Raw genomic sequence first — 22,818 nt, 5'->3', positions numbered from 1 at the left:
GTGGATCGGGTGGGAGGAGTGGCAGGTCAGACGGTGACGACGTCCTCGTCGCTGGGGCCCAGGCTCTTCAGGGCGATGACGGCGGCGCTGCCGACGAGGACACCGGCGGCGAGGCTGATCAGGTAGCCGAACACGTTGCTGACGGCGAAGATCACGAAGATGCCGCCGTGCGGGGCCCGGACGCTGACGTCGAGCGCCTCGGAGAGGCCGCCCGTCACCGCGCTGCCCAGCATGATCGCGGGGATGACCCGCAGCGGGTCGGCCGCGGCGAACGGGATCGCACCCTCGGTGATGAACGACGCGCCCAGGAGCCACCCGGCCTTGCCGTTCTCACGCTCGGGGATGTTGAACAGGTGCGGTCGCACGACGGTCGCGAGCGCCAGGGCGATCGGGGGCACCATACCCGCGAGCATCACGGCGGCCATGATCTTCAGGCGCGGGTCCGATGCGGAGGCCGTGGCCGCAGCACCGACGCCGGCGGCCGCGAAGCTGTAGGCGACCTTGTTGAGCGGGCCACCCATGTCGAAGGCCATCATCAGGCCCAGGATGATGCCGAGCAGCACGGCGCTGCTGCCGCTCATGGACGTCAGGCCGTCGTTGAGCTGGTTCATCAGCCAGCCGATCGGCTTGCCGAGGACGACGATCATCAGCAACCCGGCCACGATCGACGTGACGAGCGGGATCACCATGACCGGCATCAGGCCACGGGCCCAGGAGGGCACCGTGCGCTGCGCGAGCCAGTGGGCGATCAGGCCGGCGAGGACACCACCGATGATCGCGCCGAGGAAGCCGGTCGCCGGGAGGGCCGTGCCGTTGGGGTCGACGACGCCGAACAGGTTCGAGGCGAGGCCACCCATGACGAAGCCGGGAGCGATGCCGGGCCGGTCGGCGATGGCGTAGGCGATGTAGCCGGCGAGGGCCGGGATGAAGAACGCGAACGCGGTCTTGCCGATGATGAAGAAGATCGCGCCGATGTAGGCCAGGAAGCCGGACCCGAACAGGGCGTGGTCCAGCCCGAGCCCGCTCGCGCTCGGCGGGTCGAAGAGGGTGTTGTTGACCGCGATGTCGCCGTAGGGCCCGACGATCTCGTAGCCGCCGAGCAGGAAGCTCAGTGCGATCAGCAGACCACCGGCCGCGACGAACGGGATCATGTAGGACACACCGGTCATCAGGACCCGGCGCACGCGCCCGCCCCAGCTCTCCTGGGCACCCGCGCCCCCGCCTTCACCGGCGGTGACCGAGCCCTCGACGCGCGGGGCGTTGGGGTCGTCGGCGTAGCGAAGCGCCTCGGCGATCATCTTGTCCGCCTCGTCGATCGGGCGCTTCACGCCCGAGGAGACGACCGGCTTGCCCGCGAAGCGGCCCCGGTCCCGGACGCCCACGTCGACCGCGAAGATCACGGCGGCCGCCTGGGCGATGGTGTCGGGGGAGAGCGGGTGCGAGCCCGCCGAGCCCTGCGTCTCGACGGCGATGGTGATGCCTGCGCGCGCGGCGGCGGCCTCGAGGGCCTCGGCCGCCATGTAGGTGTGCGCGATGCCGGTGGGGCAGGCGGTCACGGCGACGAGGCTCTTGGGAGCCGATGCACCGGCGGACGTCGGCACCGCAGTTGCCGCCGCGGGAGGCGCACCCGCAGCGTGCTTGGCGGTGCTGGCCGGCGCCGGGCTGGTGCCGAGCTCGTGGTTGACGAGGTCCACGACCTCGTCGGGGGACTCGGCCGCGCGCAACGAGTCGGTGAAGGCGGGCTTCACGAGCGCCCGGGCGAGCTTGGTCAGCAGCTGAAGGTGGGTGCTGTCACCACCGGCAGGAGCCGAGATCAGGAAGGCCAGGTCGGCCGGACCGTCCTTGGCGCCGAAGTCGACCGGCGGGGCGAGCCGGACGAAGGCGAGCGTGGGCTCGTCGACGCCGGTGGTGCGGCAGTGGGGGATCGCAATGCCGCCGGGCAGGCCGGTGGGCGACGTGGCCTCGCGAGCGAGGGCGTCCTCCACCAGCTGGGCCACGTCGGTGGCGCGCCCGGCGCCGCCGACCACGTCAGCAAGTGCGCGGATCGCCGACTCCTTGTCGGAGCCGAGGTCCACGTCGAGGCGAACCAGATCGGTCGTGATCAGGTCGGACATCGTCACCCTCCTAGGGTGAGGTTGAGGTCGCGCACCGTGACGAGCTCGGGCTTGACCTGGTGGGGATGCGGGATGGTGGTGCCGGGCAGCCCGGCTGCCGCACTGCCGTAGGCAACGGCGAGCGCGAGTCGTTGGTCGGGGGTCCGACGCTGGATGTCCCCGAGGAGGTAGCCGAAGAGGCTGGAGTCGCCGGCACCGACGGTGCTGACGACGTTCGTGGGAGGCGGGGTGGCGTGCCAGGCCCCACCTGCGGTGACGAGCACGGCGCCGTGCGGGCCGAGCGTGGCCAGGACGGCATCGACCCCCTGCGCGACCAGGCCCATGGCCGCCTTGGCGGCGGCGTGCGGGTCGGACTCGAGCAGCTCGGGGTCGCCGCCGGTGAAGGAGGCGAGCTCCTCGCCGTTGGGCTTCATCAGGTGGGGTGCGGCCTCAGGCAGTCGGCCGACCAGGGCGCGGAGCGGCTCGTCGGAGGTGTCGACGGCGATCCGGGCGCCGTACTCGCGGAGCGCGGCGACCAGGTCGGCGTACCAGTCGACGGGGGCGCCGGGCGGCAGCGAGCCGGCGAGCACGATCCAGTCGGCGGTGCCGGCCCGGCGACGCAGGGCCTCGAGGAGCCCGGTCAGCACCTCGGGCGTGACCGTCGGGCCGGGGCTGTTGAGCTTGGTCGTGGTGCCGTCGGGCTCGCTGATGGTGATGTTGACGCGGGGACCGCCGTCGCTGGGGACGGTGCGGCAGTCGATGCCGGCCGCGAGCAGCTCGAGGACGAAGGGGTCGTCCTTGGGGGCGGGCAGGACGGCCAGGGACGGGATGCCGGCCGAGACGGAGGCACGGGAGATGTTCACGCCCTTGCCGCCGGCCTGCGAGGTCACCGACTCGGCGCGCTGGACCGCGCCGCGCTCCAGGGGAGCGCTCAGGGTGACCGTCCGGTCGTGGGAGGGGTTGGGGGTCAGGGTCACGATCATGCGACGACCACCTCGAGGCCGGCTCTGGTCAGGGCCTTGTGGTCGGCCTGGTGGATGGAGTCGTCGGTGACCAGGACGTCGACCTCGTCGAGCGCGGCGAACCGCACCGGGGTCTCGGTCCCGATCTTGCTCGCGTCGGCGAGCACGACCACGCGCCGGGCGCTGGCGACCATGGCGCGCTTGGTGGCCGCCTCGTCGTGGTCGGGGGTGGACAGTCCGTGCTCGACGGTCAGCCCGTTGGTGCCGAGGAAGACGATGTCGGCGCGGAGGTTGCCCAGGGCCACCACCGTCTCGGAGCCGACGGCGGCGTGCGTGGTCGAGCGCACCCGGCCGGGCAGCAGGTGCAGCTCGATCTGGGGGCTGCCCGCGAGTCGCGCCGCGATCGGGACGGCGTGGGTGACGATCGTGAGCCGGTGGTCGCGGGGGAGCATGCTGGCCAGCCGGCTGGTCGTGGAGCCCGCATCCATCAGCACCGTCGAGCCGGCCGGCGGCAGCAGCTCGAGGGCGGCGCGGGCGATCCGCTCCTTCTCCGCGGTGAAGGCCTGGTCGCGCTCGCCGAGGCCCGATTCGATCACTGCGAGGCTGTCCGCTGGGACGGCGCCGCCGTGCACCCGCCGGACCAGGCCCATCCGCTCGAGCGCGGAGAGATCGCGCCGGACGGTTTCGGTGGTGACGTCGTACTGCTCGGCGAGTACGTTGACCGAGAGACGCCCGTGCTCGGCCACCAGTTGGGCCATCGCCTGCTGCCGCTCTTCGGCATACATGCTCATCCGGGCCCTTTCTCTCGTCGCGTCAATCTGTGTATCTGTGGTTTTACGCCCGAATGTGTTGACTGTCAAGGGGTACGAGGCGTTAACTTGTGACCATGGTCACCAGTTCGGACACCCAGGCACAGCCCACGTCCCCGACCCTCCTGCGCGGCACCCCGGTCGTCCCGGGCGTGGCCCACGGGCCCGCGCTGGTCGCGCGCGGGGAGGTCTCGCCCGAGGCCATCGCGGCCTACGGGGTGGGCTCCTTCGCCGACGCCGAGGCCGCCCTCGCGGCGTACGACGAGGCGGCGGCAGCGGTCTCCGAGGGCTTCTCCCGCAAGGCGGCGAAGGCCTCGGGTGCGGCCGCGCAGGTGCTCACCGCGAGCGCCGGCCTGGCCACCGACAAGGGACTGCGCGGTGCGGTGCGCAAGCAGCTGCGGGCCGGCGACGACCTGCTGTCCTCGGTGCACGCGGCCGTCGAGCAGTTCGTGGGCATCTTCACCGGCATGGGCGGCCTGATGGCCGAGCGGGTCACCGACCTGCGCGACATCGAGCGGCGCGTGGTGGCCCACGTCGTCGGCGAGCCCGAGCCCGGCGTGCCGGTCCCCGACGTGCCGTCGGTGCTGGTGGCCGAGGACCTCGCCCCCGCCGACACCGCGGGTCTGGACCCGGCGGTCGTCGTCGGCCTGGTGACCGAGCGCGGCGGCCCGACCAGCCACACCGCGATCATTGCCCGCCAGCTCGGCATCCCGTGCATCGTCGGCACCGCCGGCATCCTGGCCGTCCCGGGCGGCACCCGCCTGCTCGTCGACGGCACCGCCGGCACGGTCGAGGTGGAGCCCGACGAGGCCTCCGCCGAGGAGCGGGTGCGCACCGACCGGGAGGCCCGCGCCGCGCTCGCGACGTGGTCCGGGCCCGGTCGCACCGCCGAGGGCACCCCGGTCAAGATCCTGGCCAACGTCGCCGACGGCGAGTCCGCCCGCACGTCCGCTCAGGCCCCGGTCGAGGGTGTCGGCCTCTTCCGCACCGAGCTGTGCTTCCTCAACCGCAAGGAGGAGCCGTCGGTGGAGGAGCAGGCCGAGATCTACGGGGAGGTGCTGGCGGCCTTCTCCGGCGACAAGCAGTACGTCGTGGTCCGCACGCTCGACGCCGGCTCCGACAAGCCGGTGGCGTTCGCGACGCACGAGGGCGAGGAGAACCCCGCCCTCGGCGTCCGCGGGCTCCGGCTCTCCTTCAGCAACCCCGCGCTGCTCGATCGCCAGCTCGACGGCATCGCGGCCGCGGCGCAGCAGACCGGCACCGAGACCTGGGTGATGGCGCCCATGGTGGCCACCGTCGCCGAGGCCGAGGAGTTCGCGACGAAGGTCCGCGCCCGCGGGCTCAAGGCCGGCGTGATGGTGGAGGTGCCGAGCGCGGCCCTGCTGGCCCACCGGATGCTCGAGGTCGTCGACTTCCTGTCCATCGGCACCAACGACCTCACGCAGTACACGATGGCCGCCGACCGGATGGCCACCGACCTCGCGCACCTCACCGACCCGTGGCAGCCCGCGGTGCTCCAGCTGATCGCGATCACGGCCGAGGCCGGGCGCCAGGCGGGCAAGCCGGTCGGGGTGTGCGGCGAGGCTGCCGCCGACCCGCTGCTGGCCTGCGCCCTGGTCGGCATGGGCATCACCTCGCTGTCGATGGCCGCGGCCGCCGTACGCCCCGTGGGTGCGCGGCTCGCGACGGTCGGGATGCAGGCCTGCGAGGACGCCGCCGAGGCCGCGCTGGCCGCCTCGGACCCGATGGCCGCGCGCGCCGCTGTGCTCGAGGTCCTCGGCGGGTAGCGCAGTCCGCCGGCCCTTCAGGCGGTGACGGTGACCGGTACGCCGTTGAGCGCGGCGTTCCCCGAGACGTCGAGTCGCTCGGGGTCGGTGAGGTCGTTGATCGAGACGCCCGGCACCTTGACCGCGTGGCCGAGACGGGTGCCGTCGACCTGGTGGCCGTAGCCGTGGGGGAGGGACACGACGCCGGGCATCATGTCCTCCGCGCCGGCGACCTCGACGACCACCGACCCGACCCGCGAGGTGACCGTCACGTGCGTGCCGGGCTCGATGTCGCGCGCGGCCAGGTCGTCGGGGTGCATGAGGAGCTGGTGGCGCGGCTTGCCCCGGGTGAGCCGCTCGGTGTTGTGCATCCAGGAGTTGTTGTCCTGCTGGTGGCGCCGCCCGATCAGCAGCAGCTGGTCGGGGTCGGGGACCTCGGTCGACGCCAGCGACGCACGCAGCCGGGCCAGGTCGTCGGTGACCAGGGTCGGGTTCAGCGAGATCCGCTTGTCCTTCGTCTGGAGCCGCCCGGGCAGCGTCGGGCGCAGGGGCCCGAGGTCGACGCCCTCGGGGTGGGCGCGCATCTGCCGCATCGAGACCTTGCGTCCGGTGGCGAGCAGCGCCGTGAGCTGGATCGTCGGCGACAGTGCGAAGCGCGCACGCTGCGCCAGCCGCTTGCGCAGCCCGGGCTTGCTGTCGAGCCGGTCCTGCACGCGGCGCGCCAGCTCGGCGAAGACCTGCCAGTCGTGGCGCGCGTCGTCGGGCTTGGCGAACACGGCAGGGGTGAACCGCGCGGTGTTCCGCACGGCCAAGCCGTGGAAGACGATGTCGTAGTGGTCACGCTCGAGCGCGGTCGTCGGCGGCAGGATCACGTCGGCGTGCCGGGTCGTCTCGTTGAGGTAGATGTCGACCGCCGCCATGAAGTCCAGCGAGTCGAAGGCACGCGCGAGCGACTTGCCGTCCGGGGTCGACAGCACCGGGTTGCCCGCCACGGTCAGGACCGCCCGGATCTGCCCGTCGCCGGGCGTCTCGATCTCCTCGCGCATCACCGAGACCGGCAGCTCCCCGCCGTACTCCGGGATCCCGCGCACGCGGCTCCGCCAGATGTCGAAGTGACCGCGCCCGATGATGCCGCGCCCGACCGCGTCCACCGCCGGCTCCGGGAACAGCAGCCCGCCCTCGCGGTCGACGTTGCCGGTGAGCAGGTTCAGGCACTGGATGGCCCACTGGCAGATCGAGCCGAAGCCGTGGGTGGAGACTCCCAGCCGGCCGTACGCCGCCGCGCCGTCGGCCGCCGCGAACTCGCGGGTGATCCGACGGATCACGTCGGCCGGGACCCCGCTGAGCGGTTCGGCGTGCTCGGGGGTGAAGTCCGAGACGAGGTCCCGGACCGCCTCGACGTCGTCGACGTACGCCGCGGGGGAGATCAGGTCCTCCGCCAGCAACACCTGGAGCATCGCCAGCAGCACCACCGCGTCCGAGCCCGGCCGCACGAAGTGGTGCTCGCTCGCGACCTTCGCGGTCTCGGTGCGACGCGGGTCGAGGACGACCATCCGACCACCGCGCTTCTTGAGCGCGCGCAGCCGCTTGGGGAAGTCCGGCACCGTCATCAGGGAGCCGTTGGAGGCCATCGGGTTGGCCCCGAACACCAGGAAGTACGACGTGCGGTCGATGTCCGGGATCGGCAGCAGCAGCTGGTGGCCGTACATCTGCCAGGCCACGAACTGGTGGGGGATCTGGTCGACCGAAGAGGCGCTGAACCGGTTGCGGGTGCGCAGCGTCTTGATCATGGGCAGTCCGTGCGTGGACGAGCCGAGCGAGTGGGCGTTGGGATTGCCCAGGTAGATCCCGATCGCGTCGCGGCCGTGCCGGTTGGCCGCGGTCGCCAGCCCCTCGGCCACCAGGTCGAGCGCCTCGTCCCAGTCGATCTCGACCCACTCGGCGTCGGCGCCGCGACCGATCCGTCGGACCGGGCGACGCAGCCGGTCGGGATCGTCGTAGATGTCGGCCAAGGCGACGCCCTTGGGGCAGATGTGGCCGCGGGACAGCGGGTCGGCCTCGTTGCCCCGGATCGAGGTCACCCGACCGCCCTCGATGCTCAGCTCGAGCCCGCAGATCGCCTCGCAGAGGTTGCACACGCCCAGGCGCGTGCCGGTGAAGTCGTCGGGAACCGGTCCGTTCGTCAGGATGCCCACGGCCGCCATCGTGCCACCGGAACTGTCACGGTGACAGGGGGCCGCGTCCACCGGATGGCCACCCCACCCGGCTAACCTGCGGGTGCAGAGCCGCCCGCCACCCGGGCGGCCACGTCTGAAAGGGACCCCCGCCATGGGATACGGACTCGGTGTCTTCCTCCTCGCGATCGGCCTGATCCTGGCCCTCGCGGTGACCGACAACATCAACAGCGTCGACCTGACGATGGTCGGGTGGATCCTCACGCTCGCCGGCGTGCTCGTCATCGCCCTGACGGCCGTCCAGGCCAACCGCAGCCGCCGCTCCACGGCGGTCGTCACGCACGCCGACGGCTCCCAGACGGTCAGCGAGCGCCGTGACGACGTGCCGCCGCCCGCCGTCTGAGCTCGATCACGCGACAGCACCCAGTTCCACCCGGCGCCCGGCGCGGGACCGCGATTCGGCGGTGCCGCCCGGGCGTTGGTAGTCTCTCCCGGTTGCCCCCGTGAGGGGTGACACGCCGTCCAACGGCCGCGGACAGAGAGCGCCCCGGGCACCAGGCCCGGAGCACCGCGCAACGGAAGAACTGGAAGGAGCCCCGCATGTCGATCGGTACCGACGCGGAGACCAAGAAGAGGATCATCGCCGAGTACGCCACGGGCGAGGGCGACACCGGTTCGCCGGAGGTCCAGATCGCGCTGCTCAGCCACCGCATCAGCCACCTCACCGACCACCTCAAGACGCACAAGCACGACCACCACAGCCGTCGTGGCCTGCTGCTGCTCGTCGGCCAGCGCCGCCGCCTTCTCAACTACCTGCAGAAGACGGAGATCGACCGCTACCGGTCGATCATCGAGCGTCTCGGCCTGCGTCGCTGATCTCCAGCTTCGAAGGGTGGAGCGGCTGCCCTGTCCGGGTGGCCGCTCCGCTCACATTTCGGGTCTTTCCCGCTAGGGTCTGACCGTCGGCGGTCACCGGCCGTGCCCGGAGCCGCCACAACTGAACAAACACACCACACCAGGAGCGACCCGCACGTTCTGGCCCGGTCCTCGGTAGTGGCTCTCAGGGCTCCCGCCCCGCTCACGCGGGCGAGTCGCTGCGAGCCTCGATCGAAGACCGGCCCCCTCCCAGCAGACACGGGGAGGGACCACAGGGCGGGATCCTCGAGAGAGAGACACCCCGCCACCGAAGCGGGACGCCGCGGATCGCTCCGCGAACAGAAAGGGACACCCCTTGAACGAGGGCCCCGTCATCTCCGCCGTCGAGACCGTTCTCGACAACGGCAAGTTCGGCAAGCGCACCGTCAAGTTCGAGACCGGCCTGCTGGCCCGTCAGGCGGCCGGTTCGGTCACCGCCTACCTCGACGACGACACGATGCTGCTCTCGGCCACCACGGCCGGCAAGCACCCCAAGGACCACTTCGACTTCTTCCCCCTGACGATCGACGTCGAGGAGCGGATGTACGCCGCCGGCCAGATCCCCGGCTCGTTCTTCCGCAGCGAGGGTCGTCCCGGTGAGGACGCCATCCTCACCTGCCGCCTGATCGACCGCCCGCTGCGCCCGACCTTCAAGAAGGGTCTGCGCAACGAGGTCCAGGTCGTCATCACGGTCATGGCGCTCAACCCCGACACCCCCTACGACGTGCTCGCGATCAACGCCGCGTCCATCTCCACCCAGCTCTCCGGCCTGCCGTTCTCCGGCCCGGTCGGCGGCGTCCGCGTCGCCCTCATCGAGGGCCAGTGGGTCGCCTTCCCGACGCACAGCCAGCTCGAGGACGCCGTCTTCGACATGGTCGTCGCGGGTCGCGTGACCGACACCGGTGACGTCGCGATCATGATGGTCGAGGCCGAGGCCACCGAGCAGACCTGGACGCTCGTCCAGGGCGGCGTGCAGGCTCCGACCGAGGAGGTCGTCGCCGGCGGTCTCGACGCGGCCAAGCCGTTCATCAAGCAGCTCGTCGAGGCGCAGCAGGAGCTCGCCAACGTGGCGGCCAAGCCCGTCCAGGAGTTCCCGATCTTCCTCGACTACGAGGACGACGTGTACGACGCCGTCGAGGCGTCCGTGAAGGCCGACCTGGCTGCGGCGATGACCATCGCGGACAAGCAGGAGCGCGAGGCCAGGACCGACGAGCTCAAGGCTGCGCTGCTCGACGACCTCTCCGGCAAGTTCGAGGGCCGCGAGAAGGAGATCGGTGCGGCGTTCCGCTCGGTCAACAAGCAGGTCGTGCGCGAGCGCGTGCTGCGCGACCAGATCCGCATGGACGGCCGCGGCCTCGCCGACATCCGCCCGCTGCACGCCGAGGTCGCGGTCCTGCCGCGGGTCCACGGCTCGGCGCTGTTCGAGCGTGGCGAGACCCAGATCCTGGGCGTCACCACCCTCAACATGCTGACGCTGGAGCAGAAGCTCGACACCCTCTCCCCGGAGAAGTCGCGCCGCTACATGCACAAGTACGTCTTCCCGCCGTTCTCCACCGGCGAGACCGGTCGCGTGGGCTCGCCCAAGCGCCGCGAGGTCGGCCACGGTGCGCTCGCGCGCCGTGCGCTGCTGCCGGTCCTCCCGACCCGCGAGGAGTTCCCCTACGCGATCCGCCAGCTCTCCGAGGCCATGGGCTCCAACGGCTCCACCTCGATGGGCTCGGTCTGCGCCTCGACGATGTCGCTCCTGCAGGCCGGTGTCCCGCTCCGCGCGGCCGTCGCCGGCATCGCCATGGGCCTCATCTCCGACCAGGTCGACGGTGAGACCAAGTACGTCGCGCTGACCGACATCCTCGGTGCGGAGGACGCGTTCGGCGACATGGACTTCAAGGTCGCCGGCACGCGCGAGTTCGTCACCGCGCTCCAGCTCGACACCAAGCTCGACGGCATCCCGGCCGAGGTCCTCGCTGCGGCGCTGACCCAGGCCAAGGACGCGCGCCTCGCGATCCTCGACGTCATGGCCGAGGCCATCGACGAGCCCGAGGAGATGTCGGTGCACGCGCCGCGCATCATCACGGTGCGCATCCCCGTCGACAAGATCGGCGAGGTCATCGGCCCGAAGGGCAAGGTGATCAACCAGATCCAGGACGACACCGGTGCGTCGCTGTCCATCGAGGACGACGGCACGATCTACATCGGTGCGACCAACGGTGAGGCTGCGGAGGCGGCCCGCCAGGCGGTCAACGCGATCGCCAACCCGACGATGCCCGAGGTCGGCGAGCGCTACCTCGGCACCGTCGTGAAGACGACCAACTTCGGTGCGTTCGTCTCGCTGCTGCCCGGCAAGGACGGCCTGCTGCACATCAGCAAGCTGCGTGGCCTCGCCGGTGGCAAGCGCGTCGACGCCGTCGAGGACGTCCTCTCGGTCGGCCAGAAGATCCAGGTCGAGATCGGCGAGATCGACGACCGCGGCAAGCTGTCGCTGGTCCCGGTCCTCGAGGAGGGCGCGGCCGAGGCCGAGGCCGAGGCACCCGAGACCGAGTCGGCCGAGTGATCACTGCGTGACGCAGAGCAACAACGCCGCGACGACCGGCCAGCAGGCATCTGCTGGCCGGTCGTCCGGTCTCACCCAGAAGTCCGGCTCCACCCGCACCCTCCAGACCGTGCGCGACCCCGACGGACAGGTCACCTCGCGGGTGCGCCGTACCCTCCTGCCCGGTGGCCTCCGCGTCATCAGCGAGCAGATGGCGGGCGTGCGGTCGGCCAGCATCGGCGTGTGGGTCGGTGTCGGCTCGCGCGACGAGACGCCCACCCTGCACGGCTGCTCGCACTTCCTCGAGCACCTGCTCTTCAAGGGCACCGCGGAGCGGTCCGCCCTCGACATCTCGATCGCGCTCGACGCGGTCGGCGGTGAGTTCAACGCCTTCACCGCCAAGGAGTACACCTGCTTCCACGCCCGGGTCCTCGACGAGGACCTCGGCCTGGCCGTCGACGTGATCGGCGACATGATCACGAGCTCGACGATCACCGACGCGGACGTCGAGGCCGAGCGCGACGTGATCCTCGACGAGATCGCCATGCACGACGACGACCCCGACGACGTGGTGCACAACCTCTTCGCCCAGCAGGCGTGGGGTGACTCGCCGCTGGGCCGGCCGATCGCCGGCACCGACGCGTCGATCACGGCGCTCACCCCGGCGCAGATCAAGCGCTTCTACGCGCGCCACTACCGCCCGGCCAACATGGTCGTCTCGGCCGCCGGCAACGTCGACCACGCCGCGCTCGTGCGAATGGTGCGCAAGGCCTTCGGCCGCAACGGCTGGCTGGACCGCGAGGAGTCCCCGGTCCCGCCGCGGCACGGCCGGACCCGCCGCGTCTCGCCGGGCGAGGTGCACGCGACCCGGCCCTTCGAGCAGGTCAACGTCGTGCTCGGCATGGAGGGCCTGACCCGTCAGGACGAGCGGCGCTTCGCGCTCGGCGTCCTCAACACCGCCCTCGGTGGCGGCACGTCCTCGCGGCTCTTCCAGGAGGTGCGCGAGCACCGCGGCCTGGCCTACTCCGTCTTCTCCTTCGCCAGCCACCACGCCGACTCCGGCCTCGTCGGGGTCTCCGTGGGCTGCCTGCCCAGCAAGCTCGACGACGTGCTCGCCGTGGTGCGGGCCGAGCTCGCCAAGGTCGCCGCGGAGGGCATCACCGCCGAGGAGCTCGCCCGTGGCAAGGGCCAGATGCGCGGGGGACTGGTGCTGGGCCTGGAGGACTCCGGCTCGCGGATGTCGCGGCTGGGCAAGGCCGAGCTTGTCTACGACGAGCTGCTGGCGATCGACGAGGTGATGGCGCGCATCGACGCCGTGACGCTCGAGGAGGTCCGGGCGGTGGCCGCGGACCTGTTCGCCAAGCCCGAGATCCTCGCCGTCGTCGGGCCTGCCTAGTCCGTCTGGTCAGAGCCAGAGGACGAGCCGCACCGTGCCCGCGCACGCGGCGGCCCAGAGCACGCTGGTGAACGTGCCGATGATGAAGCGCTCGGCGGCGCCGGCCACCTCGCCGCTGCGCAGCTCGGGGTAGCGGCCCAGGCCCTTGAGGCCGAGCACGATCGCCACGCCCTCGGGGATCCCGGCGGCGAGGCTGGCGAAGACCGCGGCGCGCTCGAGGGCGCCGATCCAGGTGCCGCCGCGCAGGACCTCGCCGGCCCGGCTCACCGAACCGTCGTCCTGCGTGTGGCGCGGCCCGTCGACGAGCGCGAAGACGCGCGTCGTGACCGGGCCGCCGCCCGCGATGGCCAGGAGGGCCGAGACGGCCACGATCAGCGCCCGCTCGCCCTCGTTGAGGACCGGGTCGGTGACGTTGGCGGCCGCGAGGTAGGCCGTCACCGCGAGCCCCAGCAGCGTCAGCGGCAGCGCGACGACGACCGCGCGGCGCAGCCAGGCCAGGCCCGCGGCCACGAGCGTGAGGGTGAGCAGGAGCAGGAACACGTCAGGCATCCTGCCCGAGCAGGCGGGCGGTCAGCGCGGAGGCGAGCTCCCGGGCGCGTCGGCCCTCCACGATGCCGGCGGCCTGGGCGCGCTGGCTGACGGCCGACTGGGTGACACCGAGCCGCTCGGCGGCCTCCTGGTAGGTCAGCACCGAGTCCGCGCCGTCGACGAGGTCGGCGACCTCCCACCCGCGCTCGGTGCGCCGGCCCAGGACCGCCGCCCACAGCCACAGCGTGGTCTCGAGCGACCGGACGTCCGGGTCCTCGCCGCAGACCCGCAGGTGCCACGGGCTCCCCTTGGCGGTCGTCACGGCCTCGCGGGCCGCGAGGTAGGCCGGGCCGCGGCCGGCCCTCGCGGTCTCGGGGGCGGGGTCGTCGATGACGCCGATGCCGATGCCGATGTTCCAGGCGTCCTCGCGGAGCAGCCGCTCCACGATCCGGGGGAGCGTCGCCGGGTCGTCGGTGACGCCCTGGAACTCGTCGCCCGCGGTGCGCTCGAAGGGCAGCAGCATCGGGACGCCCGACAGGGCGTCCACCGTGGCGGGGACCAGGTCGGGACCCAGGCGGCTGCTGCGCTGGTCGACGGTGAGGACCGCGACGGAGCGGCTCATGCGGTTCCTCCTCGGCTCGTTCCTGATGACGAGCGTACGTTAGGGAAAAACCTAATGCAAGAGTCCTATAAGGCTGAAACCTTATCGGCGCCCGATGATGCCCACGACCGCGGGGGCCTTCTGCTCCACGACCGAGACCCGGAAGCCGCCGTCGGCCAGGGCCTTGGAGGACTTCTCCACGATCGTGCGCACCAGCTCGGGGCTCTTGGCCTCGTAGAACAGGAACACCGCGCCGCCCGGCACCACCCGCTCGTGCAGCAGGGCCACCTCGTCGGCGCACGCGCGCACCCAGAACAGGTTGACGTTGAAGGAGTAGACCTTGTGCAGCCGCTTGACCGGGACGCGCAGGGTGGCGAGGTCGATCTGCCGCACGGTGAGCCGGCCGGACTCCACGAAGGCGTGGTTGCGGCGCTTGGTGCGGTCGACGCCCGACTCGGAGCGGTCGATGGCGAAGAGCTTGCCGGTGGTCAGGCGGTTGCAGATCAACTCGGCCCCGGCGCCCGCGCCGCACCCGATCTCGAGGACGTGGTCGGAGGGTTGGACATCCATGAGCTCGACCGCCCACCGGATCCGCGCCGGAATCTGATGCAGTGCCATGGGGCCAGCCTGCCAGAAGCCCACCGACGCAGTCAGAGACCCTCCGGCCATGAGCCGGAGGCCGCGTCGGCGGGGCGCTGGGATGGCCTAGGTTTGGGGGGTGAGCGAGCAGATGAAGGTGGGCGTGCTGGGCGCGCGCGGCAAGGTCGGGTCCGAGGTCTGCCGGGCGGTGGAGGCGGCTGAAGACCTCGCGCTGGTCGCGCAGGTCGACGCCGGCGACGACATCGCCGAGCTGGTCGAGGCGGGGGTCGAGGCGGTCGTCGACTTCACCCACCCCGACGTCGTGATGGACAACCTGGAGTTCTGCATCCGCCACGGCATCCACGCCGTCGTCGGCACGACCGGCTTCGACGCCGGGCGGCTCGACACCCTGCGTGGCTGGCTGGCCGACAACCCCGCTGCCGGCGTGCTCATCGCCCCCAACTTCTCCATCGGCGCGATCCTGATGATGCGGTTCGCCGCTGCGGCCGCGCCGTTCTACGAGTCCGTCGAGGTCGTCGAGCTGCACCACCCGGACAAGGCCGACGCACCCAGCGGCACCGCCCGGCGTACGGCGGAGCTGATCGCCGCTGCCCGGCGTGAGGCCGGCTGCCCGCCGGTCCCGGACGCCACCACCACCTCGCTCGACGGCGCGCGGGGCGCCGACGTCGACGGGATCCGCGTGCACGGGCTGCGGATCCGCGGCCTCGTCGCCCACCAGGAGGTCGTGCTGGGCGGGGTGGGGGAGACCCTCACCATCCGGCACGACTCGCTCGACCGGGCCTCGTTCACGCCCGGCGTGCTGACCGGCCTGCGCGCCATCGCCGCGCACCCCGGCCTCACCGTCGGGCTCGAGCACTTCCTCGACATCGACTGACGCTTGCACCTTTGTGCGATGCACAAACCTGCAAGTGACGATGCGTTACCCGTCTCGTTGGGCTGGGCAAGAAGGTGCAAACCACCCATGCACGACGAGAGGGATTTTCATGCGTAGAACCTTGGGGCTCGCCACTGCCGCGGTGCTCGCCGCCGGCACGTTGGGCGTCCAGGCCGCCGACGCGTCGGGTCAGACCGCTCGCACGGCGAACACCGGAGTCTCGGCGATCACGGCGCTCCAGCAGCACCCGGGCGCGGCCCGCGCCACGGACGGGCAGGCCTTCCGGGTCACCGACACCATCATCGACAAGGACGGCACCAGCCACGTGCGCATGTCCCGCACGATCGACGGCGTCGCCGTCCTCGGCGGCGACCTCGTCGTCCACCGCGGCCCGCAGGCCGGCTGGCGTGGGGTCAGCCAGACGCTCGCCGCCCCGCTGGACCTCTCGACCACCCCGGTCGTGACCGTCGCGGCCGCCAAGGCGAAGGCCCTGGCGCCCGCCGCGGCCACCCGCACCATCACCGGCGCCACGGCCACCGGGTCGCGCCTGGTCATCGACGCCACCTCCGGCACCCCGCGCCTCGCGTGGGAGGTCATCACCGGCGGTGTCCAGAAGGACGGCACGCCCAGCCGCCTCGCGTCGTACGTCGACGCCCGCACGGGCGCCGTGATCCGCCGCGAGCAGCAGATCGAGACGATCGACGGCTCGGGCCAGACCCTCTACTCCGGCACGGTGCCGCTGAGCGTGACGCAGTCGGGCTCGACGTACCAGCTGAAGAACCAGGGCATCCGCGGCAACACGTACACGACCGACATGAACAACAAGTCGGACTCCTACCTCTGCCAGGTCCTCGGCAGCGGCTGCTCGGCCGGCACGCTGATCACCAGCACCACCACGACGTTCGGCAACGGCAGCAACACCAACCGGGCCACTGCAGGCGCCGACGCGCAGTACGGCTCCAACGAGACGTGGGACTTCTACAAGGCCACGTTCAACCGCGACGGCATCTTCGGCAACGGCAGCGGCTCCTACAACCGGGTCCACTACGGCAGCGGCTACGTCAACGCCTTCTGGGACGGCACGAAGATGACCTACGGCGACGGCGACGGCACCAACTACGGTCCGCTCGTCTCGCTCGACGTCGCGGGCCACGAGATGAGCCACGGCGTCACCGAGAACACCGCGGGCCTCGACTACTCGGGTGAGTCGGGCGGCCTCAACGAGGCCACGTCCGACATCTTCGGCACGATGGTGGAGTTCTACGCCGCCAACGCCAACGACCCGGGCGACTACCTCATCGGTGAGGAGTTCGACCTGAAGAACCACGTCGGCTTCCGCCGGATGGACAAGCCCAGCAGCGACGGCGCGTCGTACGACTGCTGGTCGGCGCTGGCCGGCCAGGACGACGTCCACTACTCCTCGGGCATCGGCAACCACTTCTTCTACCTCCTCTCGGAGGGATCGGGTGCCAAGACGCTCAACGGGGTGGCCTACAACAGCCCGACCTGCAACGGCTCGACCGTGACCGGCATCGGTCGCGCCGCCGCCGGCAACATCTGGTACCGGGCGCTGACGGTCTACATGACCTCCAGCACCAACTACTCCGGTGCCCGCACCGCCACGATGAACGCCGCCCGGGACCTCTACGGCGCCGGCAGCGCCCAGCAGAACGCGGTCGCGGCCGCGTGGAGTGCCGTCAACGTCAGCTGACCCTCCCACCCCCGGTCAGGGGGGTGAAGGCCCGCATCTCCATGGGGGGTGCGGGCCTTCGCCGTCCCACTGGGTTGCTGCCGGGGGTGAATCGGCGCCCGCGCGCGTGGCGCGCTTGTCGGCACGGCTTCGCCGCGCCGCCCGCATGCGCGGGCGCCCTGGACCCGTGGCTGGGTCTGGGGTCGCATGTGCGCAGGATCATCATCTCGGGGTGCGCAGTGATGATCCTGCGCACTTCTGCGGTCGGGATCGCCGGTTAACCGGTGATCCCGACCTACGCGGCGCACCCCAGCGACACGTCACCCGAGCAGCCGCAGCAGCGCCGCCGCGAGCGCCGCGCCGAAGACCACGACGAGGAACGGCGCACGCAGCAGGAGCAGCACGACCGCCACCGCCAGGCCCGCGGCCCGCGCGTCCAGCACGAGGTCGTGGCCGCTGGCCACGACCTGCACCGCCACGAGGCCGGCGAGCAGGGCGACGGGGATCAGGTCCGCGATCCGCTCGACCAGCGGTCGCTCGAGGACCAGTGGCGGCACGGACAGCCCGGCCAGCTTGAGCAGGTAGCAGCCGAGGCTGCCCGCGAGGATCGCCGCCCAGGTCATCGGTCCTCCACGGGCAGGTCGGCGACGCGGAAGTGGGTGAGCAGGCCGATCAGCAGGGCGACGCCCGCGGCGGCGAGGACGGGCACCCCGGCGGCCGTGAACGGTACGGCGCCCAGCGCGACGGCCGCGGCCGCGACGGCGACCCAGCGGTGCAGGGCCGAGTGGAGGCGCGGCCAGAGCAGGGCGAGGAACGCGGCCCCGACCGCGGCGTCGAGGCCGTAGTCGCGCGGGTCGCCGATCGCGGTCCCGGCGACGGCCCCGACCGCGGTGGCGACGTTCCAGAGCACGAAGATCGTCACGCCCGTGGTGAGGAAGCCGGTCCGCGCGGCGGCCGTGGACGTGCGGTTGACCGCCATCGCGGTCGACTCGTCGATGAGCACGTGGGAGGCCGCAGCCCGGCGCCACCCGGCGTACGAGAGAAGGCGGGCGAGGCGCAGCCCGTACAGGGTGTTGCGGGTGCCGAGGAGCAGGGCCGCGAGGGCTCCCGACAGGGGGGCGCCGCCCGCCGCGAGCACACCCACGAGGGCGAACTGCGAGGCGCCCGTGAACATCAGCAGGGAGAGCGCGCAGGTCTGCGCCACGCTCAGCCCCGAGGCGACCGCCACGGCGCCGAAGGAGACGCCGTAGGTGCCGGTCGCGAGGCCGACGCCCAGGCTGTCCCGGATGATCGCCGACCGTTCGGCCGACGCGTCTGGCGCCCTCAGTGCCGGTGCACGCGGACGGGGCGGGGCCGGTGCGACCAGTCGTGCACGAGCACGTAGCCGAGCAGCACCCCGGCGAGCGCACCGAACGCGGCGCCGACGGTCGCGGCCACCGGGAGGACGGTGAAGTGTGCGATCCAGGCGCCCGAGGCGAGGCCGACGACGAGGGCGGTCGTGAGCAGCAGCCAGCGGTGCAGCTGAGGCAGTGGTCCGAGCACGTGCGCCTCCTTCATCGGGGCCCCGGATGTCGGGGTGACGCTCTCCATCGTCGCCCGGATCGGGCGGAAATCAAGGCGCGTCGTGGGGAACTTTCCGGGCATCAGGAGAACGCCGTGTGCAACCGCACCTGCTTGACCACGGTCGTGCCCTCGCCGTCGAGGTCGAGCTCGCGATGCGCGGTGTCCGGCGCCCAGCCGGCCTCGGTCAGGAAGGCCCGGAGCGCGTCGTCGCCGGCGATCGCCCACGTCACGGCGCGGGTGAAGCGGTCGGCGACCATCGTGTCGACGGCGGCCTGGAGCAGCCGCGAGCCGTGGCCCTTGCCGCGCTCGGCCGGGTCGACGGTGAGGTCGGCCAGCTCGGCGTCCTGGACCGGGTCGCAGTCGGGGTCGCCGGCGGGGGAGGTGATCGCGAAGCCGCACACCCGGTTGCGCTCCAGCGCCACGAGCACCCGGTTGCGGGCGTCCTTGGGGGCCTGCAGGCTGCTCCGCCAGGCGGCTGCCGCAGTCTCGACGTCGGCGGGCAGGGCGTCGTCGGGGAGGAGGTCGGCGTACGCCTCGCGCCAGGTCCGCAGCTGCAGCTCGGCGATCGCGGGCGCGTCGTCGGCCCAGGCGATCCGCACGGACACGTCGGAGGTCGGGCTCGTCATGCCGTCAGTCTCCCCCCTCGGCAATCTGTTACGAAATCAAGTCCGCAATGCATATCGGCGTAACAACCACTGGTAGCGTGGGGGACGTGTACGGCAACGACTTCAGTGCCCCCGACGAGACGGCCCCGCGGGCCGTCCCGTCCGGTGCCGACGGCGACCCCGAGAGCTTCCGCGAGCTGCTGGCCGGCGACGGCCGGGTGGAGCCGCGCGACGAGATGCCGGAGGCCTACCGCAAGACGCTGATCCGCCAGATCGCCCAGCACGCTCACTCCGAGATCATCGGGATGCAGCCCGAGGGCAACTGGATCAGCCGGGCGCCCAGCCTGCGCCGCAAGGCGATCCTGATGGCCAAGGTGCAGGACGAGGCAGGCCACGGCCTCTACCTCTACGCCGCCGCCGAGACGCTCGGCGTCGACCGGGCCGACCTGCTCGACCAGCTGCACTCCGGCCGGCAGAAGTACTCCTCGATCTTCAACTACCCGACGCTCACCTGGGCCGACGTCGGCGCGATCGGCTGGCTCGTCGACGGCGCCGCCATCGTCAACCAGGTGCCGCTGTGCCGCTGCTCCTACGGGCCCTACGCCCGCGCGATGATCCGCGTCTGCAAGGAGGAGTCCTTCCACCAGCGGCAGGGCTTCGAGATCCTGCACACGCTCTCGCACGGCACGTCCGCGCAGAAGGCGATGGCCCAGGACGCGGTCGACCGCTACTGGTGGCCCAGCCTGATGATGTTCGGCCCGCCCGACGACGACTCGCCCAACTCGGCCCAGTCGATGGCGTGGGGGATCAAGCGGTTCTCCAACGACGACCTGCGCCAGCGCTTCGTCGACATGACCGTGCCCCAGGCCGAGGCGCTCGGGCTCTCCCTGCCCGACCCCGAGATCCGCTGGAACGACGAGCGCGGCCACTACGACTTCGGCACCGTCGACTTCACCGAGCTCTTCGAGGTCATCAAGGGCAACGGTCCCTGCAACGAGCAGCGGATGTCCCACCGCGTGCGCGCCCACGAGGACGGCGCGTGGGTCCGCGACGCCGCCAACGCGTACGCCGACAAGCAGGCGGCCCGCGCGGCCCGCACGGAGGTCGTGGCATGAGCACCCCCACCAGCACCCGGCGCGACTGGCCCCTGTGGGAGGTCTTCGTGCGGTCCCGCCGCGGGCTCTCGCACGTCCACGTCGGGTCGCTGCACGCCCCCGACGCCGACATGGCGCTGCGCAATGCCCGCGACGTCTACACCCGCCGCCAGGAAGGCGTCTCCCTCTGGGTGGTGCCCGCTGCCCAGATCGTCGCGAGCAGCCCCGACGAGCGCGACTCCTTCTTCGACCCCGCCGCCGACAAGATCTACCGGCACCCCACCTTCTACGACGTCCCCGAGGGAGTCGAGCACCTGTGACCGCCCTGTTCGACTACGTCCTCGGGCTCGCCGACGACGCCCTGGTCTCCGCCCAGCGGATGGGCTGGTGGATCAGCCGCGCGCCGCAGCTGGAGGAGGACGTCGCGTTGGCCAACATCGGCCTCGACCAGCTCGGGCAGGCCCGCACCCTGCTCGCCTACGCCGGCAGCATCGAGGGACAGGGCCGGGGTGAGGACGACCTGGCCTACTTCCGTGACGAGCGCGAGTTCCGCAACGTCTGGCTCGTCGAGCGCGCTCAGACCGACTTCGGCGTCGCCATGGCCCGGCTGCTGCTCTTCGCCACCTGGCAGTCCGAGCTCTACGCCGCCCTTGTGCACAGCACCGACCCCACCCTGAGCGGGGTCGCCGGCAAGGCCGTCAAGGAGGTCGCCTACCACGTCGACCACGCCGCCCACTGGGTCGTGCGGCTCGGCGACGGCACCGAGGAGTCCCACCAGCGCATGCAGGCCGCGCTCGACGCCGAGTGGCCCTTCCTGGAGGAGCTGTTCGGTCCGGTCGACGACCAGCTGGTCGCCGACGGTGTCGCCGTCGACCCGGCCCGCCTGCGGTCCGCCGTACTCACCCGGATCGAGGCGGTGCTCGCCGAGGCGACGCTGACCGTGCCCCAGGGCCGGACCGCCGTCGGCGGCGGCCGCGACGGCCGGCACACCGAGGAGATGGGCTTCCTCCTCGCCGAGCTCCAGCACCTCGCCCGCTCGCACCCCGAGGCGACCTGGTGATGACCACCTCCCCCTTGTCGCCCGCCTGGAAGATCGCCGCCGACCTGCCCGACCCCGAGCTGCCGGTCGTGACGATCGCCGACCTCGGCATCCTGCGCGACGTCACCGAGGACGACATGGGACGGGTGCACGTGCAGATCACGCCGACCTACTCCGGCTGCCCTGCCATGGAGACCATCAGCACCGACCTGGTGACCGCCCTGACCGAGGCCGGCTACCGCCACGTCGACGTGGAGTTCGTGCTGTCCCCGGCGTGGACCACCGACTGGATGACCGACGAGGCCAAGGACAAGCTGCGCGCCTACGGCATCGCGCCGCCGGGCAACCGGGACGAGCGCACCGCCGTACCCCTCGCGCTGTCGGTGCGCTGCCCGCAGTGCGGCAGCCTCGACACCCGCGAGTCCAGCCGCTTCGGCTCCACCGCCTGCAAGTCCCTGTGGGTGTGCCGGTCCTGCCGCGAGCCCTTCGACCACTTCAAGGCGATCTGATGTCCGGACCCCGTGCCGCGTTCCACCGCCTCAGGATCTCGGCGATCGACGAGCTGACCGACGACGCCGTCGCGCTGACCTTCGCCGTGCCGGAGGAGCTCGCCGACGACTACGCCTTCGTCCACGGACAGCACCTCAACATCAAGGGCGGCGACGACGTGCGCCGCAGCTACTCCATCTGCGCCGCGCCCTCGTCGAAGGTGCTGCGGATCGGCGTGAAGAAGCTGCCGGGTGGCGCGTTCAGCGAGGGCGTCCTCGCGGGGCTGCGCGTCGGCGACGAGCTCGACGTGATGCCGCCCGCCGGCCGCTTCACCACCACGCTCGACCCCACCTCCCGCAAGACGTACGTCGCCCTCGCGGCCGGATCGGGCATCACCCCGGTCCTCTCGATCGTGGCGGCGATCCTCGAGGGCGAGCCGCACGCGGCAGTGACCCTGGTCTACGCCAACCGTACCCACCGCACGGTGATGTTCCTCGACGAGGTGCACGACCTCAAGGACCGCTTCCCGGAGCGGTTCCAGGTCCTGCACGTGCTGTCCCGCGAGACCCAGGACGTCGAGCTGCTCTCGGGCCGCCTCGACGCCGAGCGGCTCGGCCGGATCCTCGACGCGTTCGTGCCGCCCGAGGAGGTCGACGACTGGTTCCTGTGCGGGCCGCAGCAGATGGTCTCCGAGCTGCGCGAGGTGATCGAGAAGGTCGGCCGTGCCGACGCCCACATCCACACCGAGCTCTTCCACGCCGACCCGGTCCCGCGGGCACCGGTCGTCGAGCTGGCCGGAGCGGCTGACGGCGCCGCCCAGGTGACGATCCGGCTCGACGGCCGCGGCTCGGACTTCGCCCTGCGGCCCGACGACGTGGCCGTCCTCGAGGCCGCGCTGCGGGTCCGCTCCGACCTGCCTTTCGCGTGCAAGGGCGGCGTCTGCGGCACCTGCCGGGCCAAGGTGGTCGAGGGCAGCGTCGCGATGGACGTCAACTACGCGCTGGAGCCCGAGGAGGTCGAGCGCGGCTACGTCCTGACCTGCCAGTCGCACCCGACGTCCGAGCGGGTCGTGCTCGACTACGACGCCTGA

23 protein-coding genes are annotated in these 22,818 nt (G+C 71.9%); 12 read left to right on the top strand and 11 right to left on the bottom strand.

The window, feature by feature from the left end; genetic code table 11:
• Positions 1-26: 26 nt before the first annotated feature.
• The 3 genes from FB382_RS11695 to FB382_RS11685 are packed head-to-tail and all read right to left on the bottom strand — an operon-like array spanning position 27 to position 3,846.
• Positions 27-2,114: a PTS fructose transporter subunit IIABC gene (locus FB382_RS11695; RefSeq protein WP_182539321.1), complete on the bottom strand. Its 2,088-nt coding sequence runs from the start codon at positions 2,112-2,114 to the stop codon at positions 27-29.
• 2 nt (positions 2,115-2,116) lie between these two features.
• Positions 2,117-3,076 carry a 1-phosphofructokinase family hexose kinase gene (locus tag FB382_RS11690; RefSeq protein WP_125038745.1) on the bottom strand — a complete coding sequence of 320 codons (960 nt, stop codon included), beginning with the start codon at positions 3,074-3,076 and terminating at the stop codon, positions 2,117-2,119.
• Entirely contained in the window at positions 3,073-3,846 is a 774-nt protein-coding gene (locus FB382_RS11685; RefSeq protein WP_246377162.1) for a DeoR/GlpR family DNA-binding transcription regulator, read from the bottom strand. Before FB382_RS11685 ends, FB382_RS11690 begins: the two co-directional genes overlap by 4 nt.
• 95 nt (positions 3,847-3,941) lie before the next feature.
• Between FB382_RS11685 and ptsP the strand changes: the two genes are divergently transcribed.
• Positions 3,942-5,651, top strand: coding sequence for a phosphoenolpyruvate--protein phosphotransferase (ptsP, locus tag FB382_RS11680; protein WP_182539319.1), 1,710 nt, complete (start codon positions 3,942-3,944; stop codon positions 5,649-5,651).
• Between the two features lie 17 nt (positions 5,652-5,668).
• Here the strand turns inward: ptsP and FB382_RS11675 are convergent, their stop codons facing one another.
• Positions 5,669-7,825 (bottom strand): molybdopterin-dependent oxidoreductase, encoded by a 2,157-nt coding sequence (locus tag FB382_RS11675; RefSeq protein ID WP_343055576.1) that lies wholly within the window; start codon positions 7,823-7,825, stop codon positions 5,669-5,671.
• Between the two features lie 133 nt (positions 7,826-7,958).
• On the opposite strand from FB382_RS11675, the gene FB382_RS11670 reads away from it, so the two are divergent.
• From FB382_RS11670 to FB382_RS11655, 4 genes are all read left to right on the top strand, one after another.
• Positions 7,959-8,207, top strand: coding sequence for a DUF6458 family protein (locus FB382_RS11670; protein WP_182539315.1), 249 nt, complete (start codon positions 7,959-7,961; stop codon positions 8,205-8,207).
• A 197-nt stretch (positions 8,208-8,404) separates the two neighbouring features.
• Positions 8,405-8,680 carry a 30S ribosomal protein S15 gene (rpsO, locus tag FB382_RS11665; protein WP_125038736.1) on the top strand — a complete coding sequence of 92 codons (276 nt, stop codon included), beginning with the start codon at positions 8,405-8,407 and terminating at the stop codon, positions 8,678-8,680.
• Between the two features lie 355 nt (positions 8,681-9,035).
• Complete coding sequence (locus FB382_RS11660) at positions 9,036-11,270, top strand: polyribonucleotide nucleotidyltransferase (RefSeq protein WP_182539312.1); 2,235 nt, start codon at positions 9,036-9,038, stop codon at positions 11,268-11,270.
• A 7-nt stretch (positions 11,271-11,277) separates the two neighbouring features.
• Positions 11,278-12,645: an insulinase family protein gene (locus FB382_RS11655; protein WP_182539310.1), complete on the top strand. Its 1,368-nt coding sequence runs from the start codon at positions 11,278-11,280 to the stop codon at positions 12,643-12,645.
• Positions 12,646-12,654: 9 nt separating this feature from the next.
• Here FB382_RS11655 and FB382_RS11650 read toward each other — a convergent pair whose 3' ends face one another.
• The 3 genes from FB382_RS11650 to FB382_RS11640 form a co-directional block, all read right to left on the bottom strand.
• Complete coding sequence (locus FB382_RS11650; protein ID WP_182539308.1) at positions 12,655-13,194, bottom strand: hypothetical protein; 540 nt, start codon at positions 13,192-13,194, stop codon at positions 12,655-12,657.
• Complete coding sequence (locus FB382_RS11645; protein WP_182539306.1) at positions 13,187-13,795, bottom strand: transposase; 609 nt, start codon at positions 13,793-13,795, stop codon at positions 13,187-13,189. Before FB382_RS11645 ends, FB382_RS11650 begins: the two co-directional genes overlap by 8 nt.
• An 81-nt stretch (positions 13,796-13,876) precedes the next feature.
• Positions 13,877-14,392: a class I SAM-dependent methyltransferase gene (locus tag FB382_RS11640; RefSeq protein WP_125038731.1), complete on the bottom strand. Its 516-nt coding sequence runs from the start codon at positions 14,390-14,392 to the stop codon at positions 13,877-13,879.
• A 112-nt stretch (positions 14,393-14,504) separates the two neighbouring features.
• On the opposite strand from FB382_RS11640, the gene dapB reads away from it, so the two are divergent.
• Together dapB and FB382_RS11630 are read left to right on the top strand one after the other, a co-directional pair.
• Positions 14,505-15,248 carry a 4-hydroxy-tetrahydrodipicolinate reductase gene (dapB, locus tag FB382_RS11635; protein ID WP_182541488.1) on the top strand — a complete coding sequence of 248 codons (744 nt, stop codon included), beginning with the start codon at positions 14,505-14,507 and terminating at the stop codon, positions 15,246-15,248.
• Positions 15,249-15,357: 109 nt separating this feature from the next.
• A complete protein-coding gene (locus FB382_RS11630; protein WP_182539304.1) occupies positions 15,358-16,959 on the top strand; it encodes a M4 family metallopeptidase in 1,602 nt (533 codons plus the stop codon).
• A gap of 299 nt (positions 16,960-17,258) precedes the next feature.
• Here the strand turns inward: FB382_RS11630 and FB382_RS11625 are convergent, their stop codons facing one another.
• The 4 genes from FB382_RS11625 to FB382_RS11610 all read right to left on the bottom strand — a co-directional run bounded on the left by FB382_RS11625 (position 17,259) and on the right by FB382_RS11610 (position 19,127).
• Positions 17,259-17,561: an AzlD domain-containing protein gene (locus tag FB382_RS11625; protein ID WP_182539302.1), complete on the bottom strand. Its 303-nt coding sequence runs from the start codon at positions 17,559-17,561 to the stop codon at positions 17,259-17,261.
• Entirely contained in the window at positions 17,558-18,226 is a 669-nt protein-coding gene (locus tag FB382_RS11620) for an AzlC family ABC transporter permease (RefSeq protein ID WP_343055680.1), read from the bottom strand. Before FB382_RS11620 ends, FB382_RS11625 begins: the two co-directional genes overlap by 4 nt.
• A gap of 35 nt (positions 18,227-18,261) precedes the next feature.
• Positions 18,262-18,480, bottom strand: a complete 219-nt coding sequence (locus tag FB382_RS11615) for a hypothetical protein (RefSeq protein WP_182539300.1) — start codon at positions 18,478-18,480, stop codon at positions 18,262-18,264.
• Positions 18,481-18,581: 101 nt separating this feature from the next.
• Positions 18,582-19,127: a GNAT family N-acetyltransferase gene (locus FB382_RS11610; RefSeq protein ID WP_182539298.1), complete on the bottom strand. Its 546-nt coding sequence runs from the start codon at positions 19,125-19,127 to the stop codon at positions 18,582-18,584.
• Between the two features lie 86 nt (positions 19,128-19,213).
• On the opposite strand from FB382_RS11610, the gene paaA reads away from it, so the two are divergent.
• The 5 genes from paaA to paaE are packed head-to-tail and all read left to right on the top strand — an operon-like array spanning position 19,214 to position 22,818.
• Complete coding sequence (gene paaA / locus FB382_RS11605) at positions 19,214-20,221, top strand: 1,2-phenylacetyl-CoA epoxidase subunit PaaA (RefSeq protein ID WP_343055575.1); 1,008 nt, start codon at positions 19,214-19,216, stop codon at positions 20,219-20,221.
• Positions 20,218-20,520: a 1,2-phenylacetyl-CoA epoxidase subunit PaaB gene (paaB, locus tag FB382_RS11600; RefSeq protein WP_125038725.1), complete on the top strand. Its 303-nt coding sequence runs from the start codon at positions 20,218-20,220 to the stop codon at positions 20,518-20,520. Before paaA ends, paaB begins: the two co-directional genes overlap by 4 nt.
• Positions 20,517-21,260 (top strand): 1,2-phenylacetyl-CoA epoxidase subunit PaaC, encoded by a 744-nt coding sequence (gene paaC, locus FB382_RS11595; protein WP_182539294.1) that lies wholly within the window; start codon positions 20,517-20,519, stop codon positions 21,258-21,260. The genes paaB and paaC overlap by 4 nt, the downstream gene beginning before the upstream one ends.
• On the top strand, positions 21,260-21,748 hold the full coding sequence (gene paaD, locus FB382_RS11590) for a 1,2-phenylacetyl-CoA epoxidase subunit PaaD (protein ID WP_148099315.1): 489 nt from the start codon (positions 21,260-21,262) through the stop codon (positions 21,746-21,748). The genes paaC and paaD overlap by 1 nt, the downstream gene beginning before the upstream one ends.
• On the top strand, positions 21,748-22,818 hold the full coding sequence (gene paaE / locus FB382_RS11585) for a 1,2-phenylacetyl-CoA epoxidase subunit PaaE (RefSeq protein WP_182539292.1): 1,071 nt from the start codon (positions 21,748-21,750) through the stop codon (positions 22,816-22,818). The genes paaD and paaE overlap by 1 nt, the downstream gene beginning before the upstream one ends.

This window comes from Nocardioides ginsengisegetis, from assembly GCF_014138045.1.
In the GTDB taxonomy this organism is placed as follows: Bacteria; Actinomycetota; Actinomycetes; order Propionibacteriales; family Nocardioidaceae; genus Nocardioides; species Nocardioides ginsengisegetis.
This window is presented reverse-complemented; position numbering and strand designations above follow the sequence as displayed.

Bases quoted from the DNA above. Each gene is read 5' to 3' on its own strand.
- FB382_RS11695 (WP_182539321.1), bottom strand. From the start codon at position 2,114: ATGTCCGACCTGATCACGACCGATCTGGTTCGCCTCGACGTGGACCTC.
- FB382_RS11690 (WP_125038745.1), bottom strand. From the start codon at position 3,076: ATGATCGTGACCCTGACCCCCAACCCCTCCCACGACCGGACGGTCACC.
- FB382_RS11685 (WP_246377162.1), bottom strand. From the start codon at position 3,846: ATGAGCATGTATGCCGAAGAGCGGCAGCAGGCGATGGCCCAACTGGTG.
- ptsP (WP_182539319.1), top strand. From the start codon at position 3,942: ATGGTCACCAGTTCGGACACCCAGGCACAGCCCACGTCCCCGACCCTC.
- FB382_RS11670 (WP_182539315.1), top strand. From the start codon at position 7,959: ATGGGATACGGACTCGGTGTCTTCCTCCTCGCGATCGGCCTGATCCTG.
- rpsO (WP_125038736.1), top strand. From the start codon at position 8,405: ATGTCGATCGGTACCGACGCGGAGACCAAGAAGAGGATCATCGCCGAG.
- FB382_RS11650 (WP_182539308.1), bottom strand. From the start codon at position 13,194: ATGCCTGACGTGTTCCTGCTCCTGCTCACCCTCACGCTCGTGGCCGCG.
- FB382_RS11645 (WP_182539306.1), bottom strand. From the start codon at position 13,795: ATGAGCCGCTCCGTCGCGGTCCTCACCGTCGACCAGCGCAGCAGCCGC.
- FB382_RS11640 (WP_125038731.1), bottom strand. From the start codon at position 14,392: ATGGCACTGCATCAGATTCCGGCGCGGATCCGGTGGGCGGTCGAGCTC.
- dapB (WP_182541488.1), top strand. From the start codon at position 14,505: ATGAAGGTGGGCGTGCTGGGCGCGCGCGGCAAGGTCGGGTCCGAGGTC.
- FB382_RS11630 (WP_182539304.1), top strand. From the start codon at position 15,358: ATGCGTAGAACCTTGGGGCTCGCCACTGCCGCGGTGCTCGCCGCCGGC.
- FB382_RS11625 (WP_182539302.1), bottom strand. From the start codon at position 17,561: ATGACCTGGGCGGCGATCCTCGCGGGCAGCCTCGGCTGCTACCTGCTC.
- FB382_RS11610 (WP_182539298.1), bottom strand. From the start codon at position 19,127: ATGACGAGCCCGACCTCCGACGTGTCCGTGCGGATCGCCTGGGCCGAC.
- paaB (WP_125038725.1), top strand. From the start codon at position 20,218: ATGAGCACCCCCACCAGCACCCGGCGCGACTGGCCCCTGTGGGAGGTC.
- paaD (WP_148099315.1), top strand. From the start codon at position 21,260: ATGACCACCTCCCCCTTGTCGCCCGCCTGGAAGATCGCCGCCGACCTG.
- paaE (WP_182539292.1), top strand. From the start codon at position 21,748: ATGTCCGGACCCCGTGCCGCGTTCCACCGCCTCAGGATCTCGGCGATC.